The 25,590-nt window shown below is 71.3% G+C and carries 21 protein-coding genes and 9 pseudogenes; 17 read left to right on the top strand and 13 right to left on the bottom strand.

The genetic code is table 11. The annotated features are described in order from the left end of the window. Positions 1-128: 128 nt before the first annotated feature. Positions 129-1,102, top strand: a pseudogene (locus WJ438_RS03570) (TIGR02452 family protein). On the opposite strand, the gene WJ438_RS03565 reads toward WJ438_RS03570, so the two are convergent. Both WJ438_RS03565 and WJ438_RS03560 read right to left on the bottom strand, forming a co-directional pair. Next, complete coding sequence (locus tag WJ438_RS03565; RefSeq protein WP_406723913.1) at positions 1,056-1,502, bottom strand: type II toxin-antitoxin system PemK/MazF family toxin; 447 nt, start codon at positions 1,500-1,502, stop codon at positions 1,056-1,058. The pseudogene WJ438_RS03570 and the gene WJ438_RS03565 sit on opposite strands and share 47 nt — an antisense overlap. Before the next feature lie 72 nt (positions 1,503-1,574). Further along, positions 1,575-2,012, bottom strand: a complete 438-nt coding sequence (locus WJ438_RS03560; RefSeq protein WP_406723912.1) for a pyridoxamine 5'-phosphate oxidase family protein — start codon at positions 2,010-2,012, stop codon at positions 1,575-1,577. A 172-nt stretch (positions 2,013-2,184) separates the two neighbouring features. On the opposite strand from WJ438_RS03560, the gene WJ438_RS03555 reads away from it, so the two are divergent. Further along, the gene (locus WJ438_RS03555; RefSeq protein ID WP_406723911.1) at positions 2,185-2,997 is read left to right on the top strand and encodes an aminoglycoside adenylyltransferase domain-containing protein; all 813 of its coding nucleotides are present in this window, start codon (positions 2,185-2,187) and stop codon (positions 2,995-2,997) included. A gap of 133 nt (positions 2,998-3,130) precedes the next feature. Further along, positions 3,131-3,559, top strand: coding sequence for a VOC family protein (locus tag WJ438_RS03550; RefSeq protein ID WP_406723910.1), 429 nt, complete (start codon positions 3,131-3,133; stop codon positions 3,557-3,559). Between the two features lie 82 nt (positions 3,560-3,641). Here the strand turns inward: WJ438_RS03550 and WJ438_RS03545 are convergent, their stop codons facing one another. Then, the gene (locus WJ438_RS03545) at positions 3,642-4,094 is read right to left on the bottom strand and encodes a YbhB/YbcL family Raf kinase inhibitor-like protein (RefSeq protein WP_406723909.1); all 453 of its coding nucleotides are present in this window, start codon (positions 4,092-4,094) and stop codon (positions 3,642-3,644) included. A 164-nt stretch (positions 4,095-4,258) separates the two neighbouring features. On the opposite strand from WJ438_RS03545, the pseudogene WJ438_RS03540 reads away from it, so the two are divergent. After that, positions 4,259-4,917 (top strand): annotated as a pseudogene (locus tag WJ438_RS03540) (phosphoribosyltransferase). 25 nt (positions 4,918-4,942) lie between these two features. Here the strand turns inward: WJ438_RS03540 and WJ438_RS03535 are convergent. Together WJ438_RS03535 and WJ438_RS03530 are read right to left on the bottom strand one after the other, a co-directional pair. Next, positions 4,943-6,131, bottom strand: a pseudogene (locus WJ438_RS03535) (CaiB/BaiF CoA transferase family protein). Between the two features lie 131 nt (positions 6,132-6,262). Continuing rightward, positions 6,263-6,529, bottom strand: coding sequence for a hypothetical protein (locus tag WJ438_RS03530; RefSeq protein WP_406723908.1), 267 nt, complete (start codon positions 6,527-6,529; stop codon positions 6,263-6,265). A gap of 165 nt (positions 6,530-6,694) precedes the next feature. On the opposite strand from WJ438_RS03530, the gene WJ438_RS03525 reads away from it, so the two are divergent. Further along, the gene (locus WJ438_RS03525) at positions 6,695-7,600 is read left to right on the top strand and encodes a LysR family transcriptional regulator (protein WP_406729577.1); all 906 of its coding nucleotides are present in this window, start codon (positions 6,695-6,697) and stop codon (positions 7,598-7,600) included. A 122-nt stretch (positions 7,601-7,722) separates the two neighbouring features. Here the strand turns inward: WJ438_RS03525 and WJ438_RS03520 are convergent. Both WJ438_RS03520 and WJ438_RS03515 read right to left on the bottom strand, forming a co-directional pair. Continuing rightward, positions 7,723-8,475, bottom strand: a pseudogene (locus tag WJ438_RS03520) (catalase); the annotation flags it as partial. 119 nt (positions 8,476-8,594) lie between these two features. Further along, the gene (locus tag WJ438_RS03515; RefSeq protein ID WP_406723907.1) at positions 8,595-9,158 is read right to left on the bottom strand and encodes an NADPH-dependent FMN reductase; all 564 of its coding nucleotides are present in this window, start codon (positions 9,156-9,158) and stop codon (positions 8,595-8,597) included. A 179-nt stretch (positions 9,159-9,337) separates the two neighbouring features. Here WJ438_RS03515 and WJ438_RS03510 point away from each other — a divergent pair, with 179 nt between their 5' ends. The 5 genes and pseudogenes from WJ438_RS03510 to WJ438_RS03490 all read left to right on the top strand — a co-directional run bounded on the left by WJ438_RS03510 (position 9,338) and on the right by WJ438_RS03490 (position 13,877). Next, complete coding sequence (locus WJ438_RS03510) at positions 9,338-10,003, top strand: TetR/AcrR family transcriptional regulator (RefSeq protein ID WP_406723906.1); 666 nt, start codon at positions 9,338-9,340, stop codon at positions 10,001-10,003. 138 nt (positions 10,004-10,141) lie between these two features. Then, positions 10,142-11,179 carry a LacI family DNA-binding transcriptional regulator gene (locus tag WJ438_RS03505; protein ID WP_406723905.1) on the top strand — a complete coding sequence of 346 codons (1,038 nt, stop codon included), beginning with the start codon at positions 10,142-10,144 and terminating at the stop codon, positions 11,177-11,179. 118 nt (positions 11,180-11,297) lie between these two features. Then, positions 11,298-12,121 (top strand): annotated as a pseudogene (locus WJ438_RS03500) (aldehyde dehydrogenase family protein). Beyond that, positions 12,094-12,801: an aldehyde dehydrogenase family protein gene (locus WJ438_RS03495; protein WP_406729576.1), complete on the top strand. Its 708-nt coding sequence runs from the start codon at positions 12,094-12,096 to the stop codon at positions 12,799-12,801. The pseudogene WJ438_RS03500 and the gene WJ438_RS03495 overlap by 28 nt, the downstream one beginning before the upstream one ends. 73 nt (positions 12,802-12,874) lie before the next feature. Continuing rightward, positions 12,875-13,877, top strand: a pseudogene (locus WJ438_RS03490) (IS5 family transposase). A 63-nt stretch (positions 13,878-13,940) separates the two neighbouring features. On the opposite strand, the gene trxA reads toward WJ438_RS03490, so the two are convergent. Next, the gene (gene trxA, locus WJ438_RS03485; RefSeq protein ID WP_406723904.1) at positions 13,941-14,345 is read right to left on the bottom strand and encodes a thioredoxin; all 405 of its coding nucleotides are present in this window, start codon (positions 14,343-14,345) and stop codon (positions 13,941-13,943) included. Between the two features lie 170 nt (positions 14,346-14,515). Between trxA and WJ438_RS03480 the strand changes: the two genes are divergently transcribed. Next, a complete protein-coding gene (locus WJ438_RS03480; RefSeq protein WP_406723903.1) occupies positions 14,516-15,931 on the top strand; it encodes a dihydrolipoyl dehydrogenase family protein in 1,416 nt (471 codons plus the stop codon). A gap of 37 nt (positions 15,932-15,968) precedes the next feature. Here the strand turns inward: WJ438_RS03480 and WJ438_RS03475 are convergent. Further along, positions 15,969-16,169: pseudogene (locus WJ438_RS03475) on the bottom strand (peptide deformylase); the annotation flags it as partial. On the opposite strand from WJ438_RS03475, the pseudogene WJ438_RS03470 reads away from it, so the two are divergent. Beyond that, a pseudogene (locus WJ438_RS03470) lies at positions 16,161-16,392 on the top strand (PepSY domain-containing protein); the annotation flags it as partial. The pseudogenes WJ438_RS03475 and WJ438_RS03470 sit on opposite strands and share 9 nt — an antisense overlap. 13 nt (positions 16,393-16,405) lie before the next feature. Here the strand turns inward: WJ438_RS03470 and WJ438_RS03465 are convergent. From WJ438_RS03465 to WJ438_RS03455, 3 genes are read right to left on the bottom strand one after another with little or no spacing between them, the layout of a single operon-like run. Continuing rightward, positions 16,406-16,768, bottom strand: a complete 363-nt coding sequence (locus WJ438_RS03465) for a tetratricopeptide repeat protein (protein WP_406723902.1) — start codon at positions 16,766-16,768, stop codon at positions 16,406-16,408. A gap of 50 nt (positions 16,769-16,818) precedes the next feature. Continuing rightward, a complete protein-coding gene (locus WJ438_RS03460; RefSeq protein ID WP_406723901.1) occupies positions 16,819-17,286 on the bottom strand; it encodes a MarR family transcriptional regulator in 468 nt (155 codons plus the stop codon). Then, complete coding sequence (locus WJ438_RS03455; RefSeq protein WP_406723900.1) at positions 17,283-17,789, bottom strand: MarR family winged helix-turn-helix transcriptional regulator; 507 nt, start codon at positions 17,787-17,789, stop codon at positions 17,283-17,285. Before WJ438_RS03455 ends, WJ438_RS03460 begins: the two co-directional genes overlap by 4 nt. A 123-nt stretch (positions 17,790-17,912) precedes the next feature. Between WJ438_RS03455 and WJ438_RS03450 the strand changes: the two genes are divergently transcribed. From WJ438_RS03450 to WJ438_RS03435, 4 genes are all read left to right on the top strand, one after another. Then, positions 17,913-18,878 carry a pirin family protein gene (locus WJ438_RS03450; protein ID WP_406723899.1) on the top strand — a complete coding sequence of 322 codons (966 nt, stop codon included), beginning with the start codon at positions 17,913-17,915 and terminating at the stop codon, positions 18,876-18,878. Between the two features lie 826 nt (positions 18,879-19,704). Further along, positions 19,705-21,099 (top strand): group II intron reverse transcriptase/maturase, encoded by a 1,395-nt coding sequence (gene ltrA, locus WJ438_RS03445; protein ID WP_406723898.1) that lies wholly within the window; start codon positions 19,705-19,707, stop codon positions 21,097-21,099. 665 nt (positions 21,100-21,764) lie between these two features. Further along, a complete protein-coding gene (locus tag WJ438_RS03440; RefSeq protein WP_406723897.1) occupies positions 21,765-22,856 on the top strand; it encodes an IS630 family transposase in 1,092 nt (363 codons plus the stop codon). A gap of 122 nt (positions 22,857-22,978) precedes the next feature. Next, positions 22,979-23,758, top strand: a complete 780-nt coding sequence (locus tag WJ438_RS03435) for a hypothetical protein (protein WP_406723896.1) — start codon at positions 22,979-22,981, stop codon at positions 23,756-23,758. A gap of 33 nt (positions 23,759-23,791) precedes the next feature. Here WJ438_RS03435 and WJ438_RS03430 read toward each other — a convergent pair. Then, positions 23,792-24,603 (bottom strand): annotated as a pseudogene (locus WJ438_RS03430) (transcriptional regulator); the annotation flags it as partial. A 27-nt stretch (positions 24,604-24,630) separates the two neighbouring features. Between WJ438_RS03430 and WJ438_RS03425 the strand changes: the two are divergent. Beyond that, on the top strand, positions 24,631-25,386 hold the full coding sequence (locus WJ438_RS03425; protein ID WP_406723895.1) for an IS6 family transposase: 756 nt from the start codon (positions 24,631-24,633) through the stop codon (positions 25,384-25,386). The last annotated feature ends 204 nt before the right edge of the window (positions 25,387-25,590 follow it).

Here is a 25,590-nt window from a genome sequence, read left to right as displayed (position 1 = left end):
CGTCGCCTCACCAGCATCGCTCACGATGCTCGTATGGGCACGACGGGGAAGATCGCGGGGGAGCCGGCGGGGAGGTTGGCGAGGGGGACCGCGGGGCGCGCGGGCACGGAGCGTACGGGGGTCGCGCCGTGAGCGCGCGTCTGCGCGGCATCGCGCGCGAGACCGAGCAGATCGTGGCGGCGGGGACCTACCGCGCTCCGGGCGGCCGCGAGGTGCGCCTCGCGGCGGCCCTCCAGGCCGCACGGGACGGGACCCGGATGTACGGGCCGGGCCCGGTGCGGGCGTCGGCCCCGGTCGGGACCCGGATCGAGGTCACCGGGGAGAGCAGCCTGGAGGCCGCGCGCCGGCTCGCGGGAGACGCGGAGCCGAACGGCCCGCGTCGGGAACCCGCGGTGCTGGACTTCGCCTCCGCACTCCCCCAAGCTCTCAGCTCCTCCCCCAATTTCTCGACTTTGCTCGAACAGGGGGGACCCCCACGAGCAGGAGGTACCCCCTCCCCGGCGGCGACCACCTCAACGGCGCCCAGGCTCAGGAGGAGGCGCTGCGCCGTGCCTCCGCGCTCTACACCTGCCTGCTGCGAGCCGCCGAGTGCGACGACCACCACCGGACCCAGCGTGACCCGTTCTACTCCGATCGAGTGATCCACTCACCCGCCGTGCCCGTCTTCCGTGACGACCGCGGCCGACTCCTCGAGGAGCCGTTCGAGGCGGGCTTTCTCACCTCGCCCGCGCCGAACGCGGGTGTCCTCCTCCGGACGGCGCCGGAGCGCGCGGGCGAGGTGCCCGGCGCCCTGGCCGTCCGGGCGGAGCGGGTGCCGGAGACCGCCGTGGCGGGCGGCTGTCGGCGGCTGGTGCTGGGCGCCTGAGGCTGCGGGGTCTTCCGCAACGACCCGGCGCGGGTGGCGGCCGCATTCCGGGCGCTGCTGGAGCCGGGCGGCCGGTTCGCGGGGACGTTCGCACACATGGTGTTCGGGATCCTGGACCGCACGCGCGAGGGCGCGGTCCGCACAGCTTTCGAGCAGACGTTCGCGGATCTGGCGACAGGTGCGGTGGGGGTCAGTTCCAGCCGTACCGTTCCCGCAGCCGGTGACGCACCAGGTTGAACCGCATCCGGTCCAGGGCGCAGGCCTCGCGGCGCATGCCGTCCTCATGCAGCCGCAGCACCCGGTCGACGGCGACCCACGAATCCCGGCCCGACCGGTCCCACGGTCCACTGCCGATCGGTACCCAGTCCCGGTCTCCGTTGCGCGGCTTGCTCGACAACTGCACGGCGAGGACGGTTCCGGCCGCCTCGCGTGCGACGACGAGCACCGGACGGTCCTTGCCCCGGCCGTCGTTCTCCTCATAGGGCACCCAGGTCCAGACGATCTCCCCGGGATCGGGGTCACCGTCGTGCGCGGGCGAGTATTCCGTGCGCACCCGGCCCACGTCGCCGGGCTCGGCCTCGGTGGTGGCGGTGGGGCCGAAGCGCCCCGGGGCTTCCTCAGTGCTGTACTCGGTCACGGGCGTACCGTACGGGATGCCACCAGGACCGTGATCAACTGCCGTGCGTCCCGAGCCGAGGGCCCGGTGGTTTCAGGCGGTCGACGCGGTGCCGGGCACGCCCAGGCCCGTGAGTTCCCGCCCCGAGACCATTCCGGCCTCGATCCGTACGAACACCCCGTCCCGCATCGGCATCCAGGAGTCGGGACCGGTGCGCAGCAGCCGCTCGTGCTCGGCGGGGTCGGTCACCACGGCGGCCCGGCCGGTGATCACCACGCTCCAGCCGGCCCGGATCTCGGCCTGGAAGTCGTCGGCCTCGAAGGCCACCACGACACCGTCGATCGCGTGCAGCAGGTCGGAGTCCCGCGAGGTGCACAGCAGCACGGAGGAGTCCGTGTCCAGGGAGAAGTTGACCGGGAGGACGGCGGGCAGCGCCTGCCGGGTGTATACGACGCGACCCACCGGCACCTTGGCCAGCAGGCGCAGGCACTCCTGGCGATCGAGTGCGCGGAAGCCATCACTCTGGAACATCAGCCCATCGTCGGCGGTGGAAGCCACCAGGGCTAGGGCCGGACGGCCCTGATGAGCCACCGGTGCTTGAAAACGGTCCAGAGGGGTACTCCGGGGGCCGGTGGGGTCCGGCAGGGACGGCCGGGCCCTGCCGTGCGGCGACGGGCACTTTCCACCGGGCGACACTGAACGCGTGGCCCGTACCCCCGCTCCTCCCGGTTTCCCCGCCTCCCCGCAGCCCGTGCCCGCCGAGCTCCGTCCCTATCTGGAGGAGCAGGTCCACCGCATCCGCACCGTCTGCGGCCCCCACCTGGTGAGCGTCCTCGCGGTCGGTTCGGTCGCCCTCGGCGACTACCTGCACGGGCGCAGTGACGTCGACGTCATGGTCGTGGTGGACTCGTCCCTGCCCGGCCGGGCGCTGCACGAGCTGGCCGGGACACTCAGCCACTCCGCGCTGCCGTGTCCCGCGGCCGGGCTGGAACTGGTCGTCCACGCCTCCGGCACCGCCGCCAGTCCGTCCGGCGGGGCCGGCTACCTGCTGGACCTCAACACTGGGGCAGAGCTGCCGGAGAAGGTGAGTTTCGACCCGGGGGAGTCCGCGGACTTCTGGTACGTCATCGACCTCTCCCTCGCCTCCCGGGCCGGACGTTCGCTGTTCGGCAGGCCGGCAAGGGAGGTGATCGCCGAGCCGCAACGCGCTGCGCTGCTCACCGCCCTGCGGGCCTCCGTTCGCGAACACGCCGCCGGTGAGGGCCACTTGGCGGACAACAGGGTGCTCAACGGCTGCCGCTCCCTGGTGTTCTGCCGCACCGACCAGTGGCTTCCCAAGCGTCGGGCGGCGGAGGCGGTCGCCGACTCCGAGGCCGCTTTCCGGCCCCTCGTCGAGGCCGCGCTGCACAGCTTCGAACGTCCCCGCGGGGCCGCGCTCCCGCTGCCCGCCGCCGACGTGCGTCGCTTCCTGCGTCATGTGGCCACCCGCGTCGACGAGGCCACGGAGGCCACGTAGGCGACAGGGGCATCGAGGACACCTCGACGACGGCCGACGGGGCTGCCTATGATCCTCCGTGCGGCATCGCGTGTCGGTCACCGGCAGGGTGAGGCATGGAGGCGCCGCGGATGCCCGTGGAGGCATTGAAACCGTGTCAGTCGAGTTCAATCACACCATCGTCCTTACCCGTGACCGGGAGAAGTCCGCCCGTTTCCTCGCCCGGATCCTGGGGCTGGAGGTCGGCGAACCGGCCGGAATGTTCCTGCCCGTGACGACGGCCAACGGTGTCACGCTGGACTTCGCGACCATCGACGCCGACATTCCCGTGCAGCACTACGCCTTCCTCGTCTCCGAGGACGAGTTCGGCCCGATCCTCGGCCGGCTCGTGGACGCCGGGGTCCCCGTCCAGGCTGATCCGCACGGTCGGCACCCACGCCGGATCAACCGCAATGACGGCGGACGCGGCGTGTACTTCACCGACCCGGCCGGACACGGCCTGGAAGTGATCACCCGTCCCTACGGCAGCGACCCGGCGTCACCGCTGAACGGCGTCACGGAGGAAGTCCCCGGAGCGCTCTGAGCACCGGGCCGGCCGGGGTGGGCGGGCACGCGAGCCGTCTCACCCGCCCCGGCCGGTTCCCGCCGGTGAGACCCGGCGAGGTTCAGCGCCGGTACAACCCCACCAGGGTGCCGTCGGCGATCCGGGCCTTGTCCACCGCTTCGTGCACCTGCTCCGCACGGGGCGCGTCGGGCAGCACACACGGCTCGGCGAGGGCGTAGAGCCGGAAGACGTAGTGGTGCGCGTCGTCCCCGGGCGGCGGATGCGGCCCGCCCCAGCCGCGCTCCCCGTAGCCGTTGACGAGTGCGGTGCCCCGCGGCGGACTCTGCCCCGCGCCGACGCCGCCACTGTGCGGGTCGATTCCCACGACGATCCAGTGCACGAACGTCCCCGACGGCGCGTCGGGGTCCTCGCACAGCAGGACCAGCTCCGCCGTGTCGTCCGGTACGCCGCTCCAGGCCAGCGGCGGCGAGACGTTCGCCGCCTCGTACGCGTGCCGCCGCGCGATGAACGTGTGGTCGTCGAAGGCGTCACTGCCGATGTCGATACCGGTCATGCGCCCCGGGGTACCCCCTCGCCCTCCGGGCATGCGACCTCCGCACCGGCGTGCGGGGTTCGTCGGGCGGAGCGCGCTTCGGATCGCCCGCGACGGGGTACGTGGGTGCCGGACCGGGGCAGCCGTCCCCGGTGCGCGGACCGGTGCGGAGAGGGGCGACCGTCATGCTGTTCCGTGATCGGCGGAAGCCGGCCGGGAACTCGCCGAGAGGCTGCGCGGGATGCAGGGCGACGGCGCGCTGCCCGAGGCCGTCGTCCTCGCCCTGCCGCGCGGTGGTGTCCCCGTGGCCCGCGAGGTTGCCGAGGCGCTCGAGGCGCCGCTCGACGTACTTATCGTCCGGAAGATCGGCGCTCCCTTCCACGAGGAGGTCGGCGTCGGTGCGATGGCCGGTGACGGGGTGCCCCTGTTCGACCCTTCGTCCCTGCGGGCGCTGGGCCTGAGCGAGGCCGACCTCGATTCCGTGGTCGAGCGGGAGCGCGTCGAACTGCGGCGCCGTGAACAGCTCTACCGCCAGGGTCGGCCCGCCCCCGTGCTGCGGGGACGTACCGTGATCGTCATAGACGACGGTCTGGCGACCGGTGCCACGGCCCGCGCCGCGCTTCGGGCCGTACGGCATCAGGCACCCGCCCGTGTCGTGCTGGCCGTCCCGGTCGGCTCCCCGGAGAGTGTCGAACGGATGCGCGCCGAGGCCGACGAGGTGGTCTGTCCGCACCGGCCCGCCGGGTTCATGGCCGTGGGCGAGTGGTACGCGCACTTCGACCAGCTGACGGATGAGGACGTGCTGACGGCGCTGCACCGGCGCCAGGGGGCGACCGGTTCGTAGGAGCGGCGCGGACGACGGCGTCCGTTCAGACGACGGCGTCCGCGCGGAGGGTGTCGATGTCGGCGGGGGAGTGGCCCAGTTCGGTGAGGATCGCCTCCGTGTGTTCGCCGACGGCCGGTACCGGGTCCATGCGGGGCGACAGGCCCGCGAGGTTGGCCGGCGGGAGCAGGGCCTCCACGGTCCCTCCGGGCACGGCCACCTCGCGCCAGCGGTCGCGGCCGGCGAGGACCGGGTGGCCGAGGAAGGCGGCGACGTCGTTGACCCCGGCGCAGGCGATGCCGGCGGCCTCCAGGTCCCCCAGCAGTTCCTCGGAATCGGAGCGGGCACAACGCTCGGCGATGACGGCGTTGAGTTCCTCGCGGTGCGCCACCCGGGCGGAACCGGTGACGAAGCGGGGATCCTCGGCCAGCTCGGGGCGGTCCAGGAACTCCGCGCACAGGGCTGCCCACTCGCGCTCGTTCTGGATGGAGAACAGCACCTCGCGCCCGTCGGCGGCCTGGTACGTCCCGTACGGGGCGATCGTGGCGTGCTGGGTGCCCAGCCGCGGGGGCTGGATGCCGCCGTGACGGGTGTAATAAGCGGGCTGGCCCATCCACTCGGCGAGCGCTTCGAACAGCGACACCTCAACGGGGTGGACGGTACCGGTGGTCGCGCGGGTGTACAGCGCGGTGAGAACACCGCTGTACGCGTACATCCCGGCGGCGATGTCGGCCACCGAGATGCCGGTCCGGGCGGTGCCGTCCGGTGTTCCGGTCAGCGACACCAGGCCCGTCTGGCACTGCACCAGCAGGTCGTACGCCTTGCGGTCGGCCCAGGGGCCGGTGGTGCCGTAGCCGGAGATGGTGCAGGGGATCAGCCGGGGGTGGCGCCGGGTGAGTTCGTCGGTGCCCAGGCCGAGGCCAGGCCGCGCCCGGTGCCAGGTTCTGCACGAACACGTCGGCACCGGCGAGGAGTCGATGCAGGATCTCCTGGCCCCGCGGATCCTTGAGGTTCAGCGTGAGGGAGTCCTTGGAGCGGTTGAGCCACACGAAGTAGCTGGAGTGACCGTGGACGGTGGTGTCGTAGCGGCGGGCGAAGTCTCCCTCGCCCGGCCGCTCCACCTTGATCACACGGGCGCCGAGGTCGGCGAGCTGACGGGTGGCGTACGGCGCGGCCACGGCCTGTTCCAGACTGACCACCGTGACCCCGGACAGGGGATGTCTCTGCACGTCCACGCCTTCCGCTCACCTTTCCGGAACACCGAGCACCGAACACCGGTCGCGAGCACCGGCCTGGGCCGGCTCGATTAGTACGGCCGGGGTGCACGGTCTGTCAACGGCGCCCCCCGTTCGGCGCCCCGCCCCGTTCAGTGACCCGTCCCGCCCACACCGCACGCCCCGCCCGCCCGGCTCGACGGAACGTCGGTGGGCGGCCTGCTGCGGGTGACGACACGGCTGCCGCGGTCGTCGACGGCACGGACCTGGAGCGAGCCGCAGCCGCAGCGGGTCCACACGGTGCTGCCCGCCGCGGTGGTGTGCCGCGACACCCACTGGAACGGCTCGCCGTCGTCCGGCCATCCGCAGTACGGGCAGACGGCGCCGGTCGTGCCAGTGGTTCCGGGCGTGCCGGTCATGGTGACTCCTCAGCTCCTCGCGTCCCGGGCCCGCGCGTCCTCGAGCCCTCGACTCCCCTTACGACATGGCCCGGTCGGCCGTCGTGACACACAACCAAGGGTGCGCCGGAACATCCGTATACGTCCAGGTTGACTTTGTGGACTCGACCGTGAAGCGTGAACTACATGATTGACCTGCGCCGACTGCACGTCCTGAGGGCGGTCGCCCACTACGGCACGGTCACGGCGGCTGCCCGCGCCCTGCACTTCACCCCGTCCGCCGCCTCCCAGCAGATCCGCCAGCTCGCCCGCGACCTGGGCGTCGACCTGCTGGAACCGCAGGGGCGCGGGGTGCGGCTCTCCCCGGCCGCCGAGAGCCTGCTCGCGCACGCCGACGCCATCCAGGCCCGCTGGGAGCAGGCCGAACTGGACCTGCGGGCCGATCGCGGCGCGCCCTCCGGGCTGCTGCGGGTGACCGGATTCCCGGTGGCGATCTCGGTGCTGCTGGCGCCCATGGCGGCCCGGCTGGGCGCGCGCCATCCGCGGCTGGCGGTGCGGATCCTGGAGACGGAGGTGCCGAAGAGCTTCGACCTGCTCTTCGAGGGGGCCACCGATCTGGCGATCGTGGAGGCCACCCCGAAGAACCCCCCGCTCAGCGACGCGCGCTTCGACCAGCGGCCGCTGCTGGACGACCCGTTCGACCTGGTGGTCCCCGAGGGGCATCCGCTGGCCGGGCGGGAGCGGGTCGACCTCGAGGAGGCGGCGCGTGAGCCATGGATCGCGCCGGTGCCGGAGAGTCCCTGCCGGCCGCATGTGATGTCGGCGTGCGGCGCCGCCGGGTTCACCCCGGACGTCGTCCACCACGCCCTCGACTGGAACGTCACCGCCCACCTCGTCGCGCACGGGCTGGGCCTCGCCCTGATCCCGCGGCTGGCCCAGCTGACCCCGCACCTGCCGATCACCCGGGTGCGCTGCACGGGCAACCCGCACCGCAAGCTGCTGACCTGCACGAGAGGAGGCGGCCACGCCCGCCCGGCGGTCGAGGCCGCCCTGCGGGAACTACGGGAACTGGCGCCGACGGCCGTCGCCTGAAGGCCGGTTGAACAGCCGGACAGGCCCAGAGGTGCCGAAACAGACGCGGGGCGTGCGTCGTGTGACGCACGCCCCGCAGGGACGAGAACCCGAAGCCGCCCACTCGCCCTTCGCCGAAGGCGTCAGGCCTTCTCCTGCATGGCGCGTCGGGCCGGATCGCCCTGTTCGGCGGCCTTGGGGTCCTTCTCGTCCGCCTTCGCCCGCACGCCCTGGGCGATGCGGGCGCCGATGTTCTTGTCGATGTTCGTCCCGTACTCGAAGGCTCGCTCGAGGACGGGTTCGGTCACGCCGTCGAGGAGGTGTCCGACGACGTTGTCGACCAGCCGGTCGCGCGCGGCGTCGGCGATGACCTCGCGCACCAGGGTGCCGGGCTGCCCCCAGTCGTCGTCCTCGGGATGGGAGACGTAGGCGGTGCGCATGAGGGCCCCGTCGGCCTCCCGGCTGGGCGGGGTGCCGTAGCGCTCGGTGTCGGCCGCGGGACCGCCCTTGGAGTTCGGCGCATACACCGGATCGGTCGTGTTCCGGTAGGCCATCGCGCCGTCCCTGGAGTAGCTGTGGACGTCGACGACCGGGGCGTTCACAGGAAGCTGCTGGTAGTTCGCGCCGATCCGGTGGCGGTGGGCGTCGGCGTCGGAGAAGAGCCGGACCAGCAGCATGCGGTCCGGGCTCGGGCCGATGCCGGGGACCAGGTCGTCGGGCTGGAAGGCCGCCTGCTCGATCTCGGCGTGGTCGTCGGTCGGGTTGCGATCGAGTGCCATACGGCCGACCGGGATGAGGGGGTAGTCGCCGGGCGGCCACACCTCGGTCAGGCCGAAGGGGTTGAACCGGTAGCCCGCGGCTGCCCCGTAGGGCATGACCTGCATGTACAGGGTCCACCTGCCGGGCGGCCTTCACGCGACGGCGGGGGTCCGAGGGCATCCGGACGGCCCAAGGGGACCGGAGCCGTCGTCGAGACGGCTCCGGCCCCTTCGGGCCCCGGTCGTGCGGGGTGGGGTCAGGCGGCGGCCGACGCGGTGGCGTGGCCGTTGAGGCGGACGATGACCTCGGTCAGCTGCCCGACGACCTCGGCGTCGTCGGCGGGGCGGACCTCGGCGAAACGGGTCACGGAGCCCGGGATCGAGAGCTTGATGTCCTCGATCACCTTGCCGCCCGCGATACCCAGGGCCTTGCGGGCCTCGTCCTGCGCCCAGACACCGCCGTACTGGCCGAAGGCGGTGCCGACCACGGCGACCGGCTTGTCACCGAGGGCGGCGGCGCCGAACGGGCGGGACAGCCAGTCGATGGCGTTCTTCAGGACGGCCGGGATCGTGCCGTTGTACTCGGGCGTGAAGAGCAGCAGGGCGTCGGCGCCGCCCACGGCCTCGCGCAGCTGCGTGGCGGCGGCGGGGACGCTGCCCTCGACGTCGATGTCCTCGTTGTAGAAGGGGATTTCCGCGAGACCCTCGTAGAGCACCACGTCGGAGCCCTCGGGCGCGAGCTTCACCGCGGCCTCGGCGAGCTGACGGTTGTGCGAACCGGCGCGAAGGCTGCCGACGAGGGCGAGGATGCGGACGGACATGCGAACTCCCGGGGGTATAAAAGTGCAGGGCGGAACATGCGGTGAAACAAGTGGTGCGACGGCAGGACGCGACGGCGTGACGAAACATCGCCGCAACAATCCGGACCGAAGTCCGTTTCTTTTCTAGCACCTTAACCGGACCCGGGTCCAGTTTCTTCCCCATGCTTTACTCTGGCTGCATGTCCGCCGTGCCGTCGCCCACCCCGATACCTCAGGAGCCCGTCGAGCCGCAGGAGTTGCCACAGCTCGGCAGCGAGATCGACGAGCCCTGCCTGCGAGCCGACGCAGCGCGCAACCGTGCCCGACTGCTGGAGGCCGCCGCTCTCCTCGTCGCCGAGCGCGGCGCGGACGGTCTCACCATGGAGGCGGTGGCCGTGGCGGCCCGCGTGGGCAAGGGGACGGTCTTCCGGCGCTTCGGCGACCGCACCGGACTGCTGTCGGCACTGCTCGACCACTCCGAGAAGAAGTTCCAGGCCGCCTTCCTCACCGGACCCCCGCCGCTGGGACCGGGAGCGCCGCCCGCGGAGCGCCTGCGGGCGTTCGGCCTCGCCCTGCTGCGCCGCACGGCCGACGAACTGGAACTGCAGCTCGCCGCCGAACCGTGCGCCGACCGCCGCTTCACCAACCCGCCCCGCCGTGTGCTGAACCACCACGTGACGCTGCTGCTGCGCGAGGCCGTCCCCGAGGCGGACTGCGAACTCCTCTCCCACACTCTGATGGCGCCGCTCGACCCCGCCCTGGTCCACCATCTGACCCAGCAGCGCGGGATGCCGATGGAACGGCTGGAAGCCGCGTGGGTGGACCTCGTCGACCGCGTGACGGATTCCGCGACCCCCCCCAGCTGACCGGGCCGGCTCGCCGCGGACGCACGTCCCGGACCGCACGGCTGAGACTGCCCTGAACTGGGGCGGAATCTTCATGTGGCGCTCTCAACTCCCCCGGCCGAAGGGCCCGTTCGCGCTTCTGCGAAGATGCGTTGCGTCATGGTGCAGATACCGAACCCGCCCGCGCCCGCATCCGCCGCACTGCCGCGCGCCGTGCCCACGAGCGCCGACGTGGCCCGACTGGCCAACGTCTCGCGCGCGACCGTCTCCTACGTCCTGAACAACGCCGAGGCCGTCCGGATCAGCGAGCCCACCCGCCGCCGCGTCCACGACGCGGCCAGGGAACTCGGGTACGTGCCGCACGCGGCGGCCCGCAGCTTACGAGCCGGCCACAGCCGTATGGTGCTGATGCCGGCCCCGGCCTTCCCGGTCGGCCCGGTCTACAGCCAGTTCGTCAGCGACCTCCAGGTGGCACTCGGCCGCCTCGACTACACGGTCGTGCAGTACGGCACCGTCGGCGTGCACGACGACGAGGCCGCCCGTGCCTGGGCCGAACTGCGTCCCGTGGCCGTGCTGGTCCCCGGCTCCGGGCTCGGCCCCCGGGGGGTCGCCGTGCTCAAACGCTCCGGAGCGCGTGCCGTGATCACCCTCGGCCCGGAATCCGTCGAGGGCGCGCACGCCCTGCTCATGGACCACGACGTCGTCGGCCACAGCGCGGGCGCCCACCTGTTCGACCGCGGTCGGCGCCGCATCGGCGTCGTCGTCCCGCGCGAGCCCGGGCTGGAGGCGTTCTCCGCGCCCCGCCTGGCCGGCGTGCGTGCGGCGCTGCGCGGCACCGACGCGACGGTCACCGAACTGCCCCTCGCCCACGACGAGGGCGCCGCCGCGCGGCTCGCCGCCGGCTGGCGCGACCTCGGCCTCGACGCCGTGTTCACCTACAACGACGAGTACGCGATGCTGCTGATGCGGGCCCTGGACGACGTCGGCGTCCGCGTCCCGGAGGAGACGGCCGTGGTCGGCGCCGACAACCTCATGCTGGGCCGGCTGCTGCGGCCCCGGCTGACCACCGTCCACCTCGATCTGCCGTCCGGCCGGGAACTCGCCGAACTCGTCGACCGCGCGGTGCGCGATCCGGCCGCCGCACCCGAGGCCCACAAGGTGCTGGGGGCGTCGGTGGTCCCACGCGAGTCCAGCTGAGGCCCGCCCGCGCGCCGGGCGCCCGCCCGCGCGGCATGCGATGCCCGGTCGCTTCCTCGGACGATTGGCGGGAGCTGGACCGTCCGGGTGGTGACCAGGATGTTGCCTGCTCAACCAAATGGTACGCGGAAGGACAGCCGGGCTCGCGCTCGCGCGGTGCGCCGGCGACCGATCGGAGAGCCGTCACATGCCGTTGCTCGACCCCACGACCTGGCAGCCCCGCCGCCTCGCGGGAGCCGACCACACCGTCACGGAGCCCGCCACCGGCGAACAGCCGACCACCGTCACCCTCGCCACCGGTGAGGACGCCGGGGCCGCCGCCGAAGCGGGCCGTGCCGTCCAGACCGAGTGGGCGAAGGCCCCGCACTTCGTCCGTGCCGCGGTGCTCCGCAAGGCCGGTGACCTGTTCGCCGCGCACGCCGACGAACTGCGGGAATGGCTGGTCCGAGAGGCCGGCAACATCCCCGGCAAGGCCGACTTCGAACTGCGCGTCGCCGCCCAGGAGTGCTACGAGGCCGCTGCACTGGCCTCCCGCCTCCGGGTCAGGTGCTGCCCACCGAAGGGCCCTGGCTGTCGTACACCCGACGGGTGCCGGTGGGCGTGGTGGGTGTCATCGCGCCGTTCAACGCGCCGCTGATCCTGTCCATCCGCTCCGTCGCCCCGGCCCTCGCGCTCGGCAACGCGGTCGTCCTGAAGCTGGATCCGCGCACCGCGGTCTGCGGCGGACTGGCGCTCGCCGCGGTGTTCGCCGAGGCGGGACTGCCCGAGGGACTGCTGCACATCCTGCCGGGCGGCGCGGAGACCGGCCAGGCGCTCGTCGCCGACCCGCGCATCCCCGTCATCTCCTTCACCGGCTCCACCGGCGCCAGCGGCACGTCGGAGAGGCCGCCGGCCGTCCCCTCAAGCGCGCCCACCTGGAACTCGGCGGCAACTCCGCGCTGATCGTGCTGGAGGACGCCGACCTCGACGCGGTGATCTCCACGGCAGCCTGGGGATCGTTCTTCCACCAGGGCCAGATCTGCATGACGACCGGACGCCACCTGGTGCACGCCGCGCTCTACGACGAGTACGTCGAACGGCTGGCCGCCAAGGCGGACTCACTCGCCGTCGGCGACCCGCACCGCGACCAGGTCCACCTCGGCCCGCTCATCGACCGCGGACAACTCGACAAGGTCCACGCCCTGGTCGAGTCCAGCACCGCCGGCGGCGCGAAACTCGCCGCGGGCGGCACCCACGACCGGCTGTTCTACCGGCCCACCGTCCTCGCGGACACCGGCGACAACACCCCCGCTTACACGGAGGAGGTCTTCGGCCCCGTCGCGCCCGTACGGTCCTTCAGCGGCGCCGACGAGGCCGCCGCCCTGGCCGCCGCAAGCCCCCGCGGGCTCTCGCTGGGCGTCGTCACCGGTGACACGGCACGCGGCCTGGACCTGGCGGAGCGGATCCCGACAGGGATCGTGCACATCAACGACCAGACCGTGAACGACGAGGCCGTGGCCCCGTTCGGCGGTGTCGCCGCCTCCGGCGCCGGGTCCCGCTTCGGCGGCGACGCCAACCTGGACGCGTTCACCGACGTGCGCTGGACCACCGTGCGCGGGGACGTCGCGCAGTACCCGTTCTAGGGCCTGTGTGATGTTGTGATCAGTCTTGCCGGTCCGGATCCGCCTGGAAGGCGGATCCGGTAGGAAGACAATCGTGACGCGCAGACAACTCACCGAAGAACAGTGGAAGTTGATCGAGCCGTTCCTGCCGATAGGCGAGTACGGCCCGTACCCCGAGCGGCTGCGGGATCAGTTCGAGGGGGTGATCTGGCGGTTCAGGACGGGCGCGCAGTGGCGGGAGATGCCGGGCGAGTTCGGCCCCTGGCCGACCGTCTACGGACGCTTCCGGCTCTGGCGGAACGCCGGTGTCTTCACCGCCCTGCTGGAGGGCCTGATCGCCGAGGCCGCCCGCCGGGGCAAAACGGACCTGTCCCTGGTCAGCGTGGACTCCACGACCGTCCGCGCCCACCACGACGCCGCCGGGATGCTCGTCGGCCAGGAGGTCATGGAGGCGCTCGAGGAGGCCGCCGCCGAGCAGGAACAGGCCCGGCAAAAGGGGGCGACAAGGCGGAACAGAACGGGCGGGACGGCGGAAACGGGCCCGAGCGGGAAGAACGCCGGCGCGTCCGCCGCCGACGCAGGCTCCGCCTGAAGGAAGCCCTGCTCGGCCGGTCCCGCGGCGGACTGACCAGCAAGATTCACCTCGCCGCCGACCAAAAGCGCCGGCCGCTGTCGTTCGTGCTGACCGCCGGGCAGGCCGCGGACAGCCCGCAGTTCATCCCCGTGCTGAACAAGGTCCGGGTCCGCGGGCCGGTCGGCCGGCCCGCACCCGGCCCGGCGCGGTCGCCGCGGACAAGGCCTACTCGTCCCGCGCCAACCGCGCCTACCTGCGCAAACGGCACATCAGGGCGGTCATCCCGGAGAAGAAGGACCAGGCCGCCAACCGCAAGAGGAAGGGCAGCAGGGGCGGCCGTCCCGTCACGTACGACGCCGATCGTTACCGTGACCGCAACACCGTCGAGCGACTGATCAACCGGCTGAAGGACTGGCGCGGCATCGCCACACGCTTCGACAAGACGCCCGAGAGCTACCTCGCCGGCCTCGAACTCCGCGCCTCGATGATCTGGATCGGAGATCTCCTGCAAGCGGCCGATTGATCACAACATCACACAGGCCCTAGAAGGCCCCGTTCCAAAAGGCCCCGAGCCGGGGCCGGTCGGTCACTCGCCCTGACTCGGGTTCCCCGCCTCGCCGCCGGCCTGCGCCTGCTGCTCGGCGATCGACTTGCGGACCTCGTCCATGTCCAGCTTCCGGGCCTGTCCGATGACGTCCGTCAGCGCGGCCTCGGGCAGGGCGCCCGGCTGGGCGAACACGGCCACCTGGTCGCGAACGATCATCAGCGTCGGGATGGACCGGATGTCGAAGGCCGCGGCCAGCTCCGGCTGCGCCTCGGTGTCCACCTTGCCGAACACCAGGTCCGGGTTGTCCTCCGCCGCCTTCTCGTACACGGGTGCGAACTGACGGCATGGCCCGCACCAGGACGCCCAGAAGTCGATGAGAACGAACTCGTTCTCCGTGACCAGCTGGTCGAAGTTCTCCTTGGTGAGCTCCACGGTGCTGCTCATGGTGTGTTTCCTCTTCCTGACGTCGGGGCGAGCCGTCCGCACAACACGGCCGGCCGGGTCACGTATTCCGCGCCCCTACCCATGTGGCCACCACGCACACCACCCACCAGACTGGCCCCATGAGGCAAAAGGAACCGACAGGACCGGCGGAATCGACAGGACCGGCAGCCATGGACTACGACGTCGTCGTGCTCGGTGCCGGGCCCGTGGGGGAGAACGTCGCCGACCGCACGCGTGCGGCAGGGCTGTCCACCGCGATCGTGGAGAACGAACTGGTCGGCGGTGAATGCTCCTACTGGGCGTGCATGCCCAGCAAGGCCCTGCTGCGTCCCGTTCTCGCGCAGGCCGACGCCCGCCGCGTCCCCGGCCTGAGCCGGTCGACGCAGGGGCCGCTCGACACGAGCGCGGTCCTCGCCCACCGGGACGAGTACACCTCGCACTGGGAGGACGACGGCCAGGTGCAGTGGCTGGAGAGCGTCGGCGTCGAGCTCCACCGCGGCGTCGGGCGGTTCACCGGCCCGCGCACGGTGACCGTCACCGCCGGTGACGGAACGCGGCGCGTCCTCACCGCCCGGCACGCCGTCGCCGTCTGCACCGGCAGCCGCGCGCTGCTGCCTCCGCTGCCCGGACTCGCCGACGTCGCGCCGTGGACGAGCAGGGAGGCCACCAGCGCCAAGGCCGTGCCCGCCAGGCTGGTCGTGGTCGGTGGCGGTGTCGTCGCCACCGAGATGGCCACGGCCTGGCAGGCCCTCGGCTCCCGGGTCACGCTCCTGGTACGCGGCAAGGGCCTGCTGTCCCGGATGGAGCCCTTCGCCGGAGAGCTGGTCGCCGAGGCGCTCACCGAGGCCGGCGCGGACATCCGTACCGGCACCTCCGCCACCTCGGTGACCAGGAAGAACGGTGCCGTCGTGGTCGTCACCGACACGGGGGAGCGGATCGAGGCCGACGAGATCCTCTTCGCCACCGGCCGTGCCCCGCGCACCGACGACATCGGCCTGGAGACCGTCGGCCTGGAACCGGGATCCTGGCTCACCGTGGACGACAGCCTCCAAGTGACAGGCCAGGACTGGCTTTACGCGGTCGGCGACGTCAACCGGCGTGCCCTGCTCACCCATCAGGGCAAGTACCAGGCCCGTATCGCGGGCGCCGCCATCGCCGCACGGGCCGCCGGGGGACCCGTGGCCGCGGAGGCGTGGGGTGCGCACGCCGCCACCGCCGACCACGACGCCGTACCCCAGGTGGTGTTCACCGATCCGGAGGCGGGCTCGGTCGGCCTCTCCCTGGCCGAGGCGGAACAGGCGGGGCACCGCGTCCGCGCCGTCGACGTCGACCTGTCCGCGGTCGCCGGCGCCAGTCTGTACGGGGAGGGCTACAAGGGCCGTGCCCGCATGATCGTCGACCTGGAGAGCGAAATCCTGCGCGGCGTCACCTTCGTCGGCCCCGGCGTGGGCGAACTGATCCACTCGGCGACCGTCGCGGTCGCCGCCCAGGTCCCGGTCGCCCGCCTGTGGCACGTGGTCCCGTCGTACCCGACGATCAGCGAGGCGTGGCTCCGACTGCTGGAGGCCTATCGGGACACCGCCTGAGCCACCGGGGGCGGTGCGGGGCGCCGGGGGCCGGCCACTACGGGAGTTCGAAGCCCAGTGCCCGTGCGGCCTCCTCCGGTGTGGGCTGCGACCAGCCTCCGCCACCGCCTGGTGGGACGACAGCGAGCGGGGCTCGGCCCGGTCGAGAGAGCGTGCCGTCGAGGTGGTCCGTCTCGTGCTGCACGATCCGCGCGGGCCTGCCGCTGAACACCTCGTCCACCGCCCGCCCGTGCTCGTCGGCGACCGCGCACTGCCGGTCTCCGAGCAGGTGGCCGCCGCCCGCGAGGCGCCCCGAGGGCACGGTGTCCGCGATACGGCCCTCACCGGAGGCGGACGCGACGGCCAGGGTGATGCTGTCCGGAGTGCCGGGAGTGGCCCCGAGCCACACCCTCCCCGTGTTCGTCGACCCGTACACCGCGGAGGTGCGCGGCGCGCTGGAGCAGTACGGTTCCACCGGCGCGTGGAGGATGGCAGCTACGCGCGGTCGAGCCCGCCGTCGAACTCGCCCGCCAGCGCGGCGGCGATCCGCAGGTGGGACTCCGCCTCCTCGTTCCGCCCCTGCCGTTCGAGGGTGCGGCCGAGCATCAGCCGGGCGTAGTGCTCCACCGGATCGCGCTCCACGATGATCCGCAACTCGGCCTCGGCGCGGCGCAACTGAGCCGAGTGGTAGTAGGAGCGCGCCAGGAGCAGCCGCGGCCCGGTCTGCTCCGGCACCTCCTCGACCAGCCCGCTCAGGACGCGCGCCGCCGCGGCGTAGTCCTTGGCGTCGAAGAACAGCCCGGCGCGCTCCCAGCGCTCGGCCGGGGTTCCGTGGTCGTAGGAGTACATGGTGTCCACTCGTGACCTCCTTCGACGCCGACAACTGACCTGGTTGCCTGAATATTCCACTATGGGTGTGAGGCGGTGGCCCCGGAGACGGCGGCCAGTTCCCGGTTGGCCCGCTCGGTGACCAGGGCCAGCACCCGGCCGGTGACCGCCCGTTCGTCCGCCGGTATGCCGGCGTAGATCCTGGCGGCGATCACCTTGGTCTCGGCGGACGTCCTGTCGTGCAACTCCCGTCCGGCGTCCGTGATCCGGACCCGGGACGGGTCGTCCGGGGCCAGTAGCCCCGCGGTGATCACCTCGTCGACCACGCCGTTGGCGTCGGGAAGGCCGATCTTCAGGGTGCCGACGACGTCCCCGGCGAGGCGGACGCGGTCGACCGGCCCCTCGGCCACGGCGACGAGGCGGAGGGTCACGGACTGCTGGAAGGTGATGCCGTGGCGGACCAGCACGCTTTCGAGGACGGCGCGGCTCGCGTAGTGGGCGAGGCCGATGGCGCGGCCGTCGACGGGGGGTGCGGTGGAGGTGGTCATGGCTGCTCCGTCTCGTTGTCGCCGAAGGAATCGGCCGGTGTGTCGAGAGATGCGTCGAGGGACGTGTCCAGGAGGGTCGTCAGATCGTGCGTGAACGCGCGGGTGCGTGCGCCGTCGAGACCGCCGAGCGGCTCCAGCAGTTGCCCCAGCAGTAGGTGGACGACCTCGATCGCCCGCCGGGTGACGTCGACACCCCGTTCGGTGAGCGCCAGTTGCACGGCGCGCGGATCGCGCGGGTCCCGGGTGCGTTCGAGCAGACCGGAGGCTTCGAGCGCTCGGGCGAGCTTCGACACGTAGAGCGGTTCGAGTCCCGTGTGGTCGGCGAGCCGGCGCTGGCTGGGCCGCTCGCCGGCGCGTCCCATCCCGTACAGCGACGCCACCAGCGAGTACTGCGCGTGGGTCAGCCCCAGCGGGGCCACCGCACGGTCGACCGCGACGCGCCACTTCATGGACAGACGCCAGACCAGGAACCCGGGCGTAGCGCCCTCGTGTGCCGAACCCATAGCCAATACGGTACATGGCAACTATATCCATGGCTACTACTTTGTTTCTCGCTCTCCGCAGTGCCGTCCGCGCGGCGTGGCGACGGAGTGACTCACCACGCCCCTCGGGGCTAAGTTGTGCCCATGAGCAATCTTGAGCGGGAAGCCGCTCCGTCCCTGTGCGGTGGCCGCGGCTTCGTGGTGGCGGAGCCGGTGCGTGAGCTCCTCAGTCCCCGACAGGTCAAGCTCGGCGAGTCCACCGAGGTTCGGCGGCTGCTGCCCAACCTGGGGCGGCGCATGGTCGGTGCGTGGTGCTTCGTCGACCACTACGGCCCGGACGACATCGCCGACGAGCCCGGCATGCAAGTGCCGCCGCACCCGCACATGGGCCTGCAGACGGTGAGTTGGCTGCACGAGGGCGAGGTCCTGCACCGTGACTCCACGGGCAGCCTCCAGACGATCCGCCCGCGCGAACTGGGCCTGATGACGTCCGGCAGGGCGATCAGCCACTCCGAGGAGAGCCCTCGCTCGCACGCACGCTTCCTGCACGGCGCCCAGTTGTGGGTGGCCCTCCCGGACGGCCACCGTTACACCGACCCGCACTTCGAGCACCACGCCGACCTGCCGGTCGTCACGGCACAGGGTGTCGAGGCCACGCTCATCCTCGGCGACCTGGACGGCGCCACGTCCCCGGGCACGGCGTACACCCCCATCGTGGGCGCCGACCTGGCCCTGTCGAGTGGCGCGGACGTCCGGCTGCCCCTGGAGCGTGACTTCGAGTACGCGGTCCTCGCCATGTCAGGCGAGGCCCATGTGGACGGCGTACCGGTGCTCCCGGGATCGATGCTCTACCTTGGCTGCGGCCGCGACGAACTCCCCCTGCGTGCCGAGTCCGACGCGGCGCTGATGCTCCTGGGCGGCGAGCCGTTCGAGGAGGAACTGATCATGTTCTGGAACTGGATCGGCCGGACCCAGGAGGAGATCGAACAGGCCCGCCGGGACTGGATGGAAGGCACCCGCTTCGGCGAGGTGAAGGGCTACGACGGCGCCCCGCTGCCCGCGCCCGAGCTGCCGCCGGTGCCGCTGAAGCCGCGCGGAAGGGTGCGTTGACCTGCGGAAATGCTCGAGTCCTGGCGGCTGGTGGGCGGGCGGCGGTCGGGCGCTGCCTCCCGCTGTCCGCCCGCTCGCGGGAGGACGGCTGAGCGGGGTGCGGACCGGAGCCGGGATGACAGGCGATTCCACGGTGTGGCCGTCTGTGAGCAGCTGTGGCAGGACTCTTGTTTGCGCCGTGAGGCGCTGTCGGTTCGAGTGGAGGTGGAAGGCCTGCACCAACTCGCTGTCGCAGCAGTCGGGTTGAAGCTGAGGGCAGCCTGATCCGGGTGATGCCGGGGAGGGCGAGAGCGGCCCTGACAACGCCGGGACGTGACCAGTACTGCCAGATGGGGCGGGTCCGGCAAGCGTGATGGAGAGGAGTACGCGAGGAACCGGCGTTTACGTCTCTTAAAGTGCCTCCGGCTCAAACCTGGCGGATAAGGGCCGGTAGCGGTGCGTATGCAGGTCACTCTTTCGGGTGGTCTGACAACTCTTGGGTCGGTCTACGAAAGCCGGCCGGGAGGCCACGAGGAAAGCCTGCGGCGTACTCGTGGCGAGGCCGCAGGGATACAGCCGGGCTCCTCCTTCATCGAGCGAACCACAGTGAACACGGGAACCGTCCCGAACCTCGCCCTGCCACCTGCCTCCAGCAGGCTGGCGGGGCTGAGCGCATCGACCGCTGATCGGTTGGGGACGGGGCGGAGCCGCCGTAGTACTCCGAGGCCGGGAGAGCCGGCCGCATGGGGAAGGGCGGCAGCGGTATCGAGAAGGGAAGGACGCTGCAATGCCGGAAGATGCCCCGCCGAATGGCGGAGCTCCGGGCCCTCGGGCCCGGGTACTGGGGATGCAGACCAAGCTTCACCGTTGGACGGTGGCCGATCCCGGCCGCCGGTTCGATGACCTGTTCAACTTCGTGCACGACCCGGCGACGCTGTTGGCGGCGTTCGACCGGGTCGCGGGCAACCGGGGAGCCCGGACTCCCGGCGTCGACGGCCTGACCGCCATCGATGTCGAGGAGTCGATCGGTGTTCCCGGGTTCCTGAACGACCTGCGGGCCGCCCTCAAAGACGGTTCGTTCCGTCCGCTGCCGGTGCGGGAACGCAGCATTCCCAAGCCGGGGGGCTCGGGGAAGGTCCGCAAGCTCGGGATTCCGACGATCAGGGACCGGGTCGTTCAGGCGGCGCTGAAGCTGGTGCTGGAACCGATCTTCGAGGCCGGCTTCACGCCGGTCTCCTACGGGTTTCGGCCCCGACGGCGGGCCCAGGACGCGATCGCCGAGATCCACTATTTCGGCACCCGGGGTTATCGCTGGGTGCTGGATGCGGACATCGAGGCGTGCTTCGACTCGATCGACCACGCGGCCCTGATGGACCGAGTGCGTCGCCGGGTGAAGGACAAGCGTGTCCTGGCGCTGGTCAAAGCCTTCCTCAAGGCCGGAGTCCTCACGGAACTCGGCGAGAACAAGGAGACACTGACCGGCACCCCGCAGGGCGGCATCCTGTCCCCGCTGCTGGCGAACATCGCCCTGTCGGCGCTCGACGAGCACCTGCACGGGCCATGGGAGTCAGGCGGGACGATGGCCACCGAGGGCAAACGCGCCTACCGGCGCCGCAAAGGTCAACCCACGTGGCGAGTCGTCCGCTACGCGGACGACTTCGTCGTCCTGGTGCACGGCACCGAGGCCGACACCGCGGCACTGCGCGAAGAAGTCGCCGACGTGCTCGAACCCCTCGGCCTGCGTCTGTCGCAGGCCAAGACCCGGATCACGCACATGAGCGACGGTTTCGACTTCCTGGGCTTCCGCATCCAGTGGAAACGCAAGGGAGGCACGACCAAGTGGCACGTCTACACCTTCATCGCCGACCGGCCCATCCGGTCGCTGAAGGCGAAGATTCGTGCCCTGACAGGCAGGACATCGCAGCAGGATCTCGCCGCCGTGCTGATCAGACTCACTCAGATCATGCGCGGTTGGGCCAACTACTTCAAGCACGCGGTCGCCAAGCATGTCTTCGACAGGCTCGACGCCTTCGTGTGGTGGCGCTTGATCCGCATGCTGCGGGAGCGTCACCGGTGGAGTTGGGGCGACGTCCGCCGCCGGTTCACCACCCCCAGCGGGCGGTGGCGACCCATCGCGGCGGACGGGATCGAGCTGTTCCGGATCGCGTCGGTTACGGTCAGCCGTTACCGATACCGGGCCGGCGCGATCCCCAACCCATGGCAGCCTGCGAACCCCGTCTGACGGCAGAGACCGTGGAGAGCCCGTTGCGTTGAGAGGCGCACGGCGGGTTCGGCGAGAGGTCCGGAGAAACGGACCGGGAGCAATCCCGGCACCGCGCTCCGGGCCTACTCAGCGCTGACCTGATGCTGACTTTCCTGACGCCTCGTCAGCTGCGATTGAGGCACTCTTTTCGCAGCTCCCTCGCGCGCGGTGGCCTTTGCGGACTCGGTGGCGGCCGGACGAATGCTGACCCGGCGGGCGGCTGGGCCGGGTGCCGGTGCGTGAAGTCGGCACTTGCCCTGTCGTCCTGTGGAGAGTCGACAAGATTCGGGGGCCGTGAACGCTGCTTTCACTGATCCAGTGAGAGAAGTGCTGTCCGAGCGCCGCCAGTGGGTTCGTCGTCTGCTGGTGGTACAGCAGTGGCACGTTGCTGAGCAGTGCAGAGAGCGCGGCTCGGCCCCCAGAGCGGTGCACCGGTCGGGGAATGGTCCGAATCTTGGTCGAGAGATGCTGGTGGTACGGGTGCCGGCCGGTGGTGCTGCCGACATCGTTGAGGTAGTCGCCGTGCGGACCACCGAAGTCGCGGTGAGTCGAAAGGCGGCGTTGTGTGACCCTGTGAATTTCGTCCTCAAGTTGTCCACCTAGTTTCATGAGTCTTTATTGCGCCATAGAAGTAGGCTGGGTTCATGGCACGTACGGGCCGGCCGACGGTCGAGGTGGTTCTGACGGACGAGGAGCGAGAGACGCTGTTGCGCTGGTCGCGGCGGGCGACCTCCTCGCAGGCTCTGGCGTTGAGGTGCCGGATCGTGCTCGCGTGCGCCGATGGCGGCTCGAACACCGCGGTGGGGGCGGAACTCGGGGTCCATCCGGTCACGGTGGCCAAGTGGCGTAAGCGGTTCGCGGCCGATCGGCTCCAGGGCCTGTCGGACGAGCCGCGGCCCGGACCGCCGCGCACGGTGAGCGACGAGAAGGTCGAGGAGGTGGTCGTGCGGACCCTGGAGACCACCCCGAAGAACGCCACTCACTGGTCGACCCGGGAAATGGCCAAGGCCAGCGGCCTGAGCCAGTCCACCGTCTCGCGGATCTGGCGGACCTTCGGCCTCAAACCGCACCTGGTGGACACCTTCAAGCTGTCCAGGGACCCGCAGTTCATCGAGAAGGTCCGCGACGTCGTCGGCCTGTACCTGGATCCGCCCGAGCGGGCCATCGTCCTGTGCGTGGACGAGAAGTCCCAGATCCAGGCGCTGGACCGGTCGGCGCTGGTGCTGCCGATGATGCCGGGCATGCCCGAGCGCCGCACCCACGACTACCTGCGCGGCGGCGTGACGACCCTGTTCGCCGCGCTGAACGCGGCCACCGGCGAGGTGATCAGCTCGCTCCACCGCCGGCACCGCGCGGTGGAGTTCAAGAAGTTCCTGGCCAAGCTGGACAAGGAGGTCCCCGACCATCTCGACGTGCACCTGATCTGTGACAACTACGCCACCCACAAGACGCCCGCGGTCCGGCAGTGGCTGCTGGCTCATCCCCGGTTCCACCTGCACTTCACCCCGACCGGCTCGTCCTGGCTGAACCAGGTCGAGCGCTGGTTCGCCCTGTTGACGGACCAGCGGATACGGCGGGGCGTCCATAAGAACGTCCAAGCCCTGGAGAAGGACATCCGGGCCTGGAGCGCCGACTGGAACGACAACCCGGGGCCCTTCGTCTGGACGAAGACCGCTGATGAGATCTTCGAACGCCTCGCCGGATATCTGAACCGAATCAAAGACTCGGCACACTAGCGCCCTCTCACAGCAGGAGAATTGGAATTAGCCACCAAGATCGCGCACGGCTGGTCGACGTGGCCTGCCGAGGTTGAGGGAAAGGCCGCGGGGACGCGTTGCGCTTTGGAAGACTTTCCGCCATGGGTGAGACGACTACTGCGAGCGTGCAGCCGTACCCGGCGGGCACCATGTGGACCTTCCGTTCCCGCGAGAGCGGGTACGTGAACACCGAGGAACTGGCGCTGTCCTGGCTGGTCGGGGGCACCGCCCCGATCTGCGAGGACCCCTCCGCAGAGGGGAAGCCAGCGGCCGATCTGTGGCACTACTGGGCGCGGGACGCGAACCGCTATCACGAGCGGTGGCCGGACGCGTTCCGGCCCGGTGAGGTGCACATCTCCTGGAAGGTCGTCGCACCGCCGCCCGGCGACGGGGTCTTCGAGGGAGCGCCGTACACGCGCGACGAACGCCATCTGCCGCGCCAGTCCCAGGTCGACGAGTCACAGCACGACTTCCTGACCTGGTACACGTACCCGGAGCATGCCGAGACCGGCGAGCGCGTGAACTGGCTGCGGCTGCCCGTGCTGGACCGCGCGTGGAGGGACGGCACGGAGGACCTGGGCGGCTTCATCCAGGAGGCGTCCGGGTGGAAGCCGTCGCCGCTCCAGCTGGCCATGGACGTCGTGCAGGTGGCACGGGGCTGCGGACTGTGGACACCCGAGCTGGCGCTGATGAGCGGGGACCTGGACGACGGCGAGCAATACCAGCTCGCCGGGTGGCTGGGCGAGCAGCTCGGGGCCATGGACAGCGACGTGTTCGACGCCCTGTACGCCAAGCTCGACAAGCACCACCAGAGCGACGTGAACGACTCCATCAACGACTTCGCCGACAACGCGGTGGGCGACCCGAGTTGGAGAGGCTGACCTGCGCGGAAGACAGTTTGTCTTCGCCGCAGGTCAGCCGGCGGTGACGGCGGCGTGGAGCTCGCGTACTCCGGTGGTGCGCGGGTGCCGCTCGGCGAGCTCGTCGACGATGGCGCGGATGGCGGGCCGGTCGCGGACTTCGCCGGGGCTGGCCCGGTAGGCGTCGAGGAGGGCGCGGGCGGTCTGCTCGGGCCGCTGCCAGGACCACCAGGCGCGCGCCATGTCGGTGCCCAGGCGGGCCTTGCGCTCGGTGGTCGGGAACTGGTCGGGGCGCAGGTTCTTGCCCGCGTCCAGGGCGGCCCCGGCGTCGCCGAGCGCCCAGTGGACGCCGACCGCGTACAGGTCGACGGCGGCCGGGTGATCGGGAAGAGGCGGCCGACAGGGCACCCGTCGGGGAGCCTGCGGGCGGCGCGGCGGACTTCCTCGGTCATGGCGAGGGCGTCGGCGCGCTGCCCGCCGCGTGCGGCGGTGTAGGCGAGGGTGCACAGCATCTGCGCGTAGGCGGCGGCCGCGGGTTCGGTGCGCAAGCCGGTGCTCTCGAGGTCGGCGGTCGCCGACTTCATGAGGCGCTGCGCGGCGTCGTTCTGGTCCTGGTGGCGGAGCACGATGGCGAGTTCGCGGGCGGCGGCCGCAGCGGCGAGCGGGCTGCTGGAGACTTCGGCCCAGGTGCGGGCGCGGTCCGCGGTGAGGCGGGCGCGGTCGTAGGCGCCGAGCTTGCTGAGGCCCGCGGTGGCCAGGCTGTAGACGGCGGACAGGCGGGCCTGGTCCAGGCTAGTGCGGGAGCGGGCAGCCGCGTGGGCGTCGGCGAGGAGGCCGGGCAGGTCGGCGAGGAGCTGCCGGTGGGCGTTGTCACGTTGTCTGACCGGCCTGGGATGATCTTGGAGTTGATCGTGCCGGGGAGGGATTCGCTCGTGTCGTCCGCGTCGCCGTCGTACAGGGGGCACCGGTACCCGGTGGAGATCATCGCGCACTGCGTGTGGCGGTACCACCGCTTCCCGCTCAGCTTCCGCGAGATGGAGGAGCTGATGCCCGGGCGTGGCGTGCTCATCTCCTACGAGACGGTCCGCCACTGGTGCGCGAAGTTCGGTCAGCAGTACGCCAACGGCCTGCGCCGCCGCCGGCCCCGGCCCGGGGATAAATGGTATCTGGACGAGGTGTTCGTCAAGGTCAGCGGAGAATTGAAGTACCTGTGGCGGGCCGTCGACCAGGACACCGTTCTCGACATCCTCGTGCAGAGCCGCCGGGACACAGCCGCGGCCCGGCGCTTCTTCCGCCACCTGATGAAGAAGACGCGCGCAGCGCCCCGGGTGGTCGTCACCGACAAGCTGCGCTCCTACGGCGCCGCCCACCGCGAGGTCATGCCCTCCGTCGAGCACCGGCAGTCGAAGTACCTCAACAACTGGGCCGAGAACAGCCACCAGCCCACTCGCCAGCGCGAACGTGCCATGAAGGGCTTTCGCAGCGTAGGTGCCGCCCAGCGGTTCCTGGCCGCGTTCAGCGGCATCTCACCCCACTTCCGGCCCCACCGCCCCCGGATGACCGCCCCCGGATACCGCGCCGAGATGACCATCCGCTTCGCGACCTGGGACCAGATCACCGGGGTTGCCGCCATGCCCACCACGGCCTGAGCACAGGCCCGGGCCGCCGGCCACCACGCCCCGACGCGCCATCAGACAGTCACGCACCCAACAACGTGGCAGTGCCCACGAGCGGGCTCCTCTCCGGCGCGATCAACCCGAAGATCATCCCACCCGGCCAGCCAACATGACAGTGCCGCCCGAACGGCCGAGGGCCGTTGCCGCACCAAGCGTCGTGCGGTTGCGGCCTGCCGT

The sequence above is a fragment of the Streptomyces sp. GD-15H genome (assembly GCF_045291515.1).
Classification (GTDB): Bacteria; Actinomycetota; Actinomycetes; order Streptomycetales; family Streptomycetaceae; genus Streptomyces.
The sequence above is the reverse complement of the archived record's forward strand: the minus strand, read 5'-3'. Positions and strand labels throughout refer to the sequence as shown.

Coding starts and splice junctions, on each gene's coding strand:
- WJ438_RS03560 (WP_406723912.1), bottom strand. CDS start 2,012: ATGTTCCAGAGTGATGGCTTCCGCGCACTCGATCGCCAGGAGTGCCTG.
- WJ438_RS03545 (WP_406723909.1), bottom strand. CDS start 4,094: ATGACCGGTATCGACATCGGCAGTGACGCCTTCGACGACCACACGTTC.
- WJ438_RS03530 (WP_406723908.1), bottom strand. CDS start 6,529: ATGACCGGCACGCCCGGAACCACTGGCACGACCGGCGCCGTCTGCCCG.
- WJ438_RS03525 (WP_406729577.1), top strand. CDS start 6,695: ATGATTGACCTGCGCCGACTGCACGTCCTGAGGGCGGTCGCCCACTAC.
- WJ438_RS03515 (WP_406723907.1), bottom strand. CDS start 9,158: ATGTCCGTCCGCATCCTCGCCCTCGTCGGCAGCCTTCGCGCCGGTTCG.
- WJ438_RS03510 (WP_406723906.1), top strand. CDS start 9,338: ATGTCCGCCGTGCCGTCGCCCACCCCGATACCTCAGGAGCCCGTCGAG.
- WJ438_RS03505 (WP_406723905.1), top strand. CDS start 10,142: ATGGTGCAGATACCGAACCCGCCCGCGCCCGCATCCGCCGCACTGCCG.
- trxA (WP_406723904.1), bottom strand. CDS start 14,345: ATGAGCAGCACCGTGGAGCTCACCAAGGAGAACTTCGACCAGCTGGTC.
- WJ438_RS03480 (WP_406723903.1), top strand. CDS start 14,516: ATGGACTACGACGTCGTCGTGCTCGGTGCCGGGCCCGTGGGGGAGAAC.
- WJ438_RS03460 (WP_406723901.1), bottom strand. CDS start 17,286: ATGACCACCTCCACCGCACCCCCCGTCGACGGCCGCGCCATCGGCCTC.
- WJ438_RS03455 (WP_406723900.1), bottom strand. CDS start 17,789: ATGGGTTCGGCACACGAGGGCGCTACGCCCGGGTTCCTGGTCTGGCGT.
- WJ438_RS03450 (WP_406723899.1), top strand. CDS start 17,913: ATGAGCAATCTTGAGCGGGAAGCCGCTCCGTCCCTGTGCGGTGGCCGC.
- ltrA (WP_406723898.1), top strand. CDS start 19,705: ATGCAGACCAAGCTTCACCGTTGGACGGTGGCCGATCCCGGCCGCCGG.
- WJ438_RS03440 (WP_406723897.1), top strand. CDS start 21,765: ATGGCACGTACGGGCCGGCCGACGGTCGAGGTGGTTCTGACGGACGAG.
- WJ438_RS03435 (WP_406723896.1), top strand. CDS start 22,979: ATGGGTGAGACGACTACTGCGAGCGTGCAGCCGTACCCGGCGGGCACC.
- WJ438_RS03425 (WP_406723895.1), top strand. CDS start 24,631: ATGATCTTGGAGTTGATCGTGCCGGGGAGGGATTCGCTCGTGTCGTCC.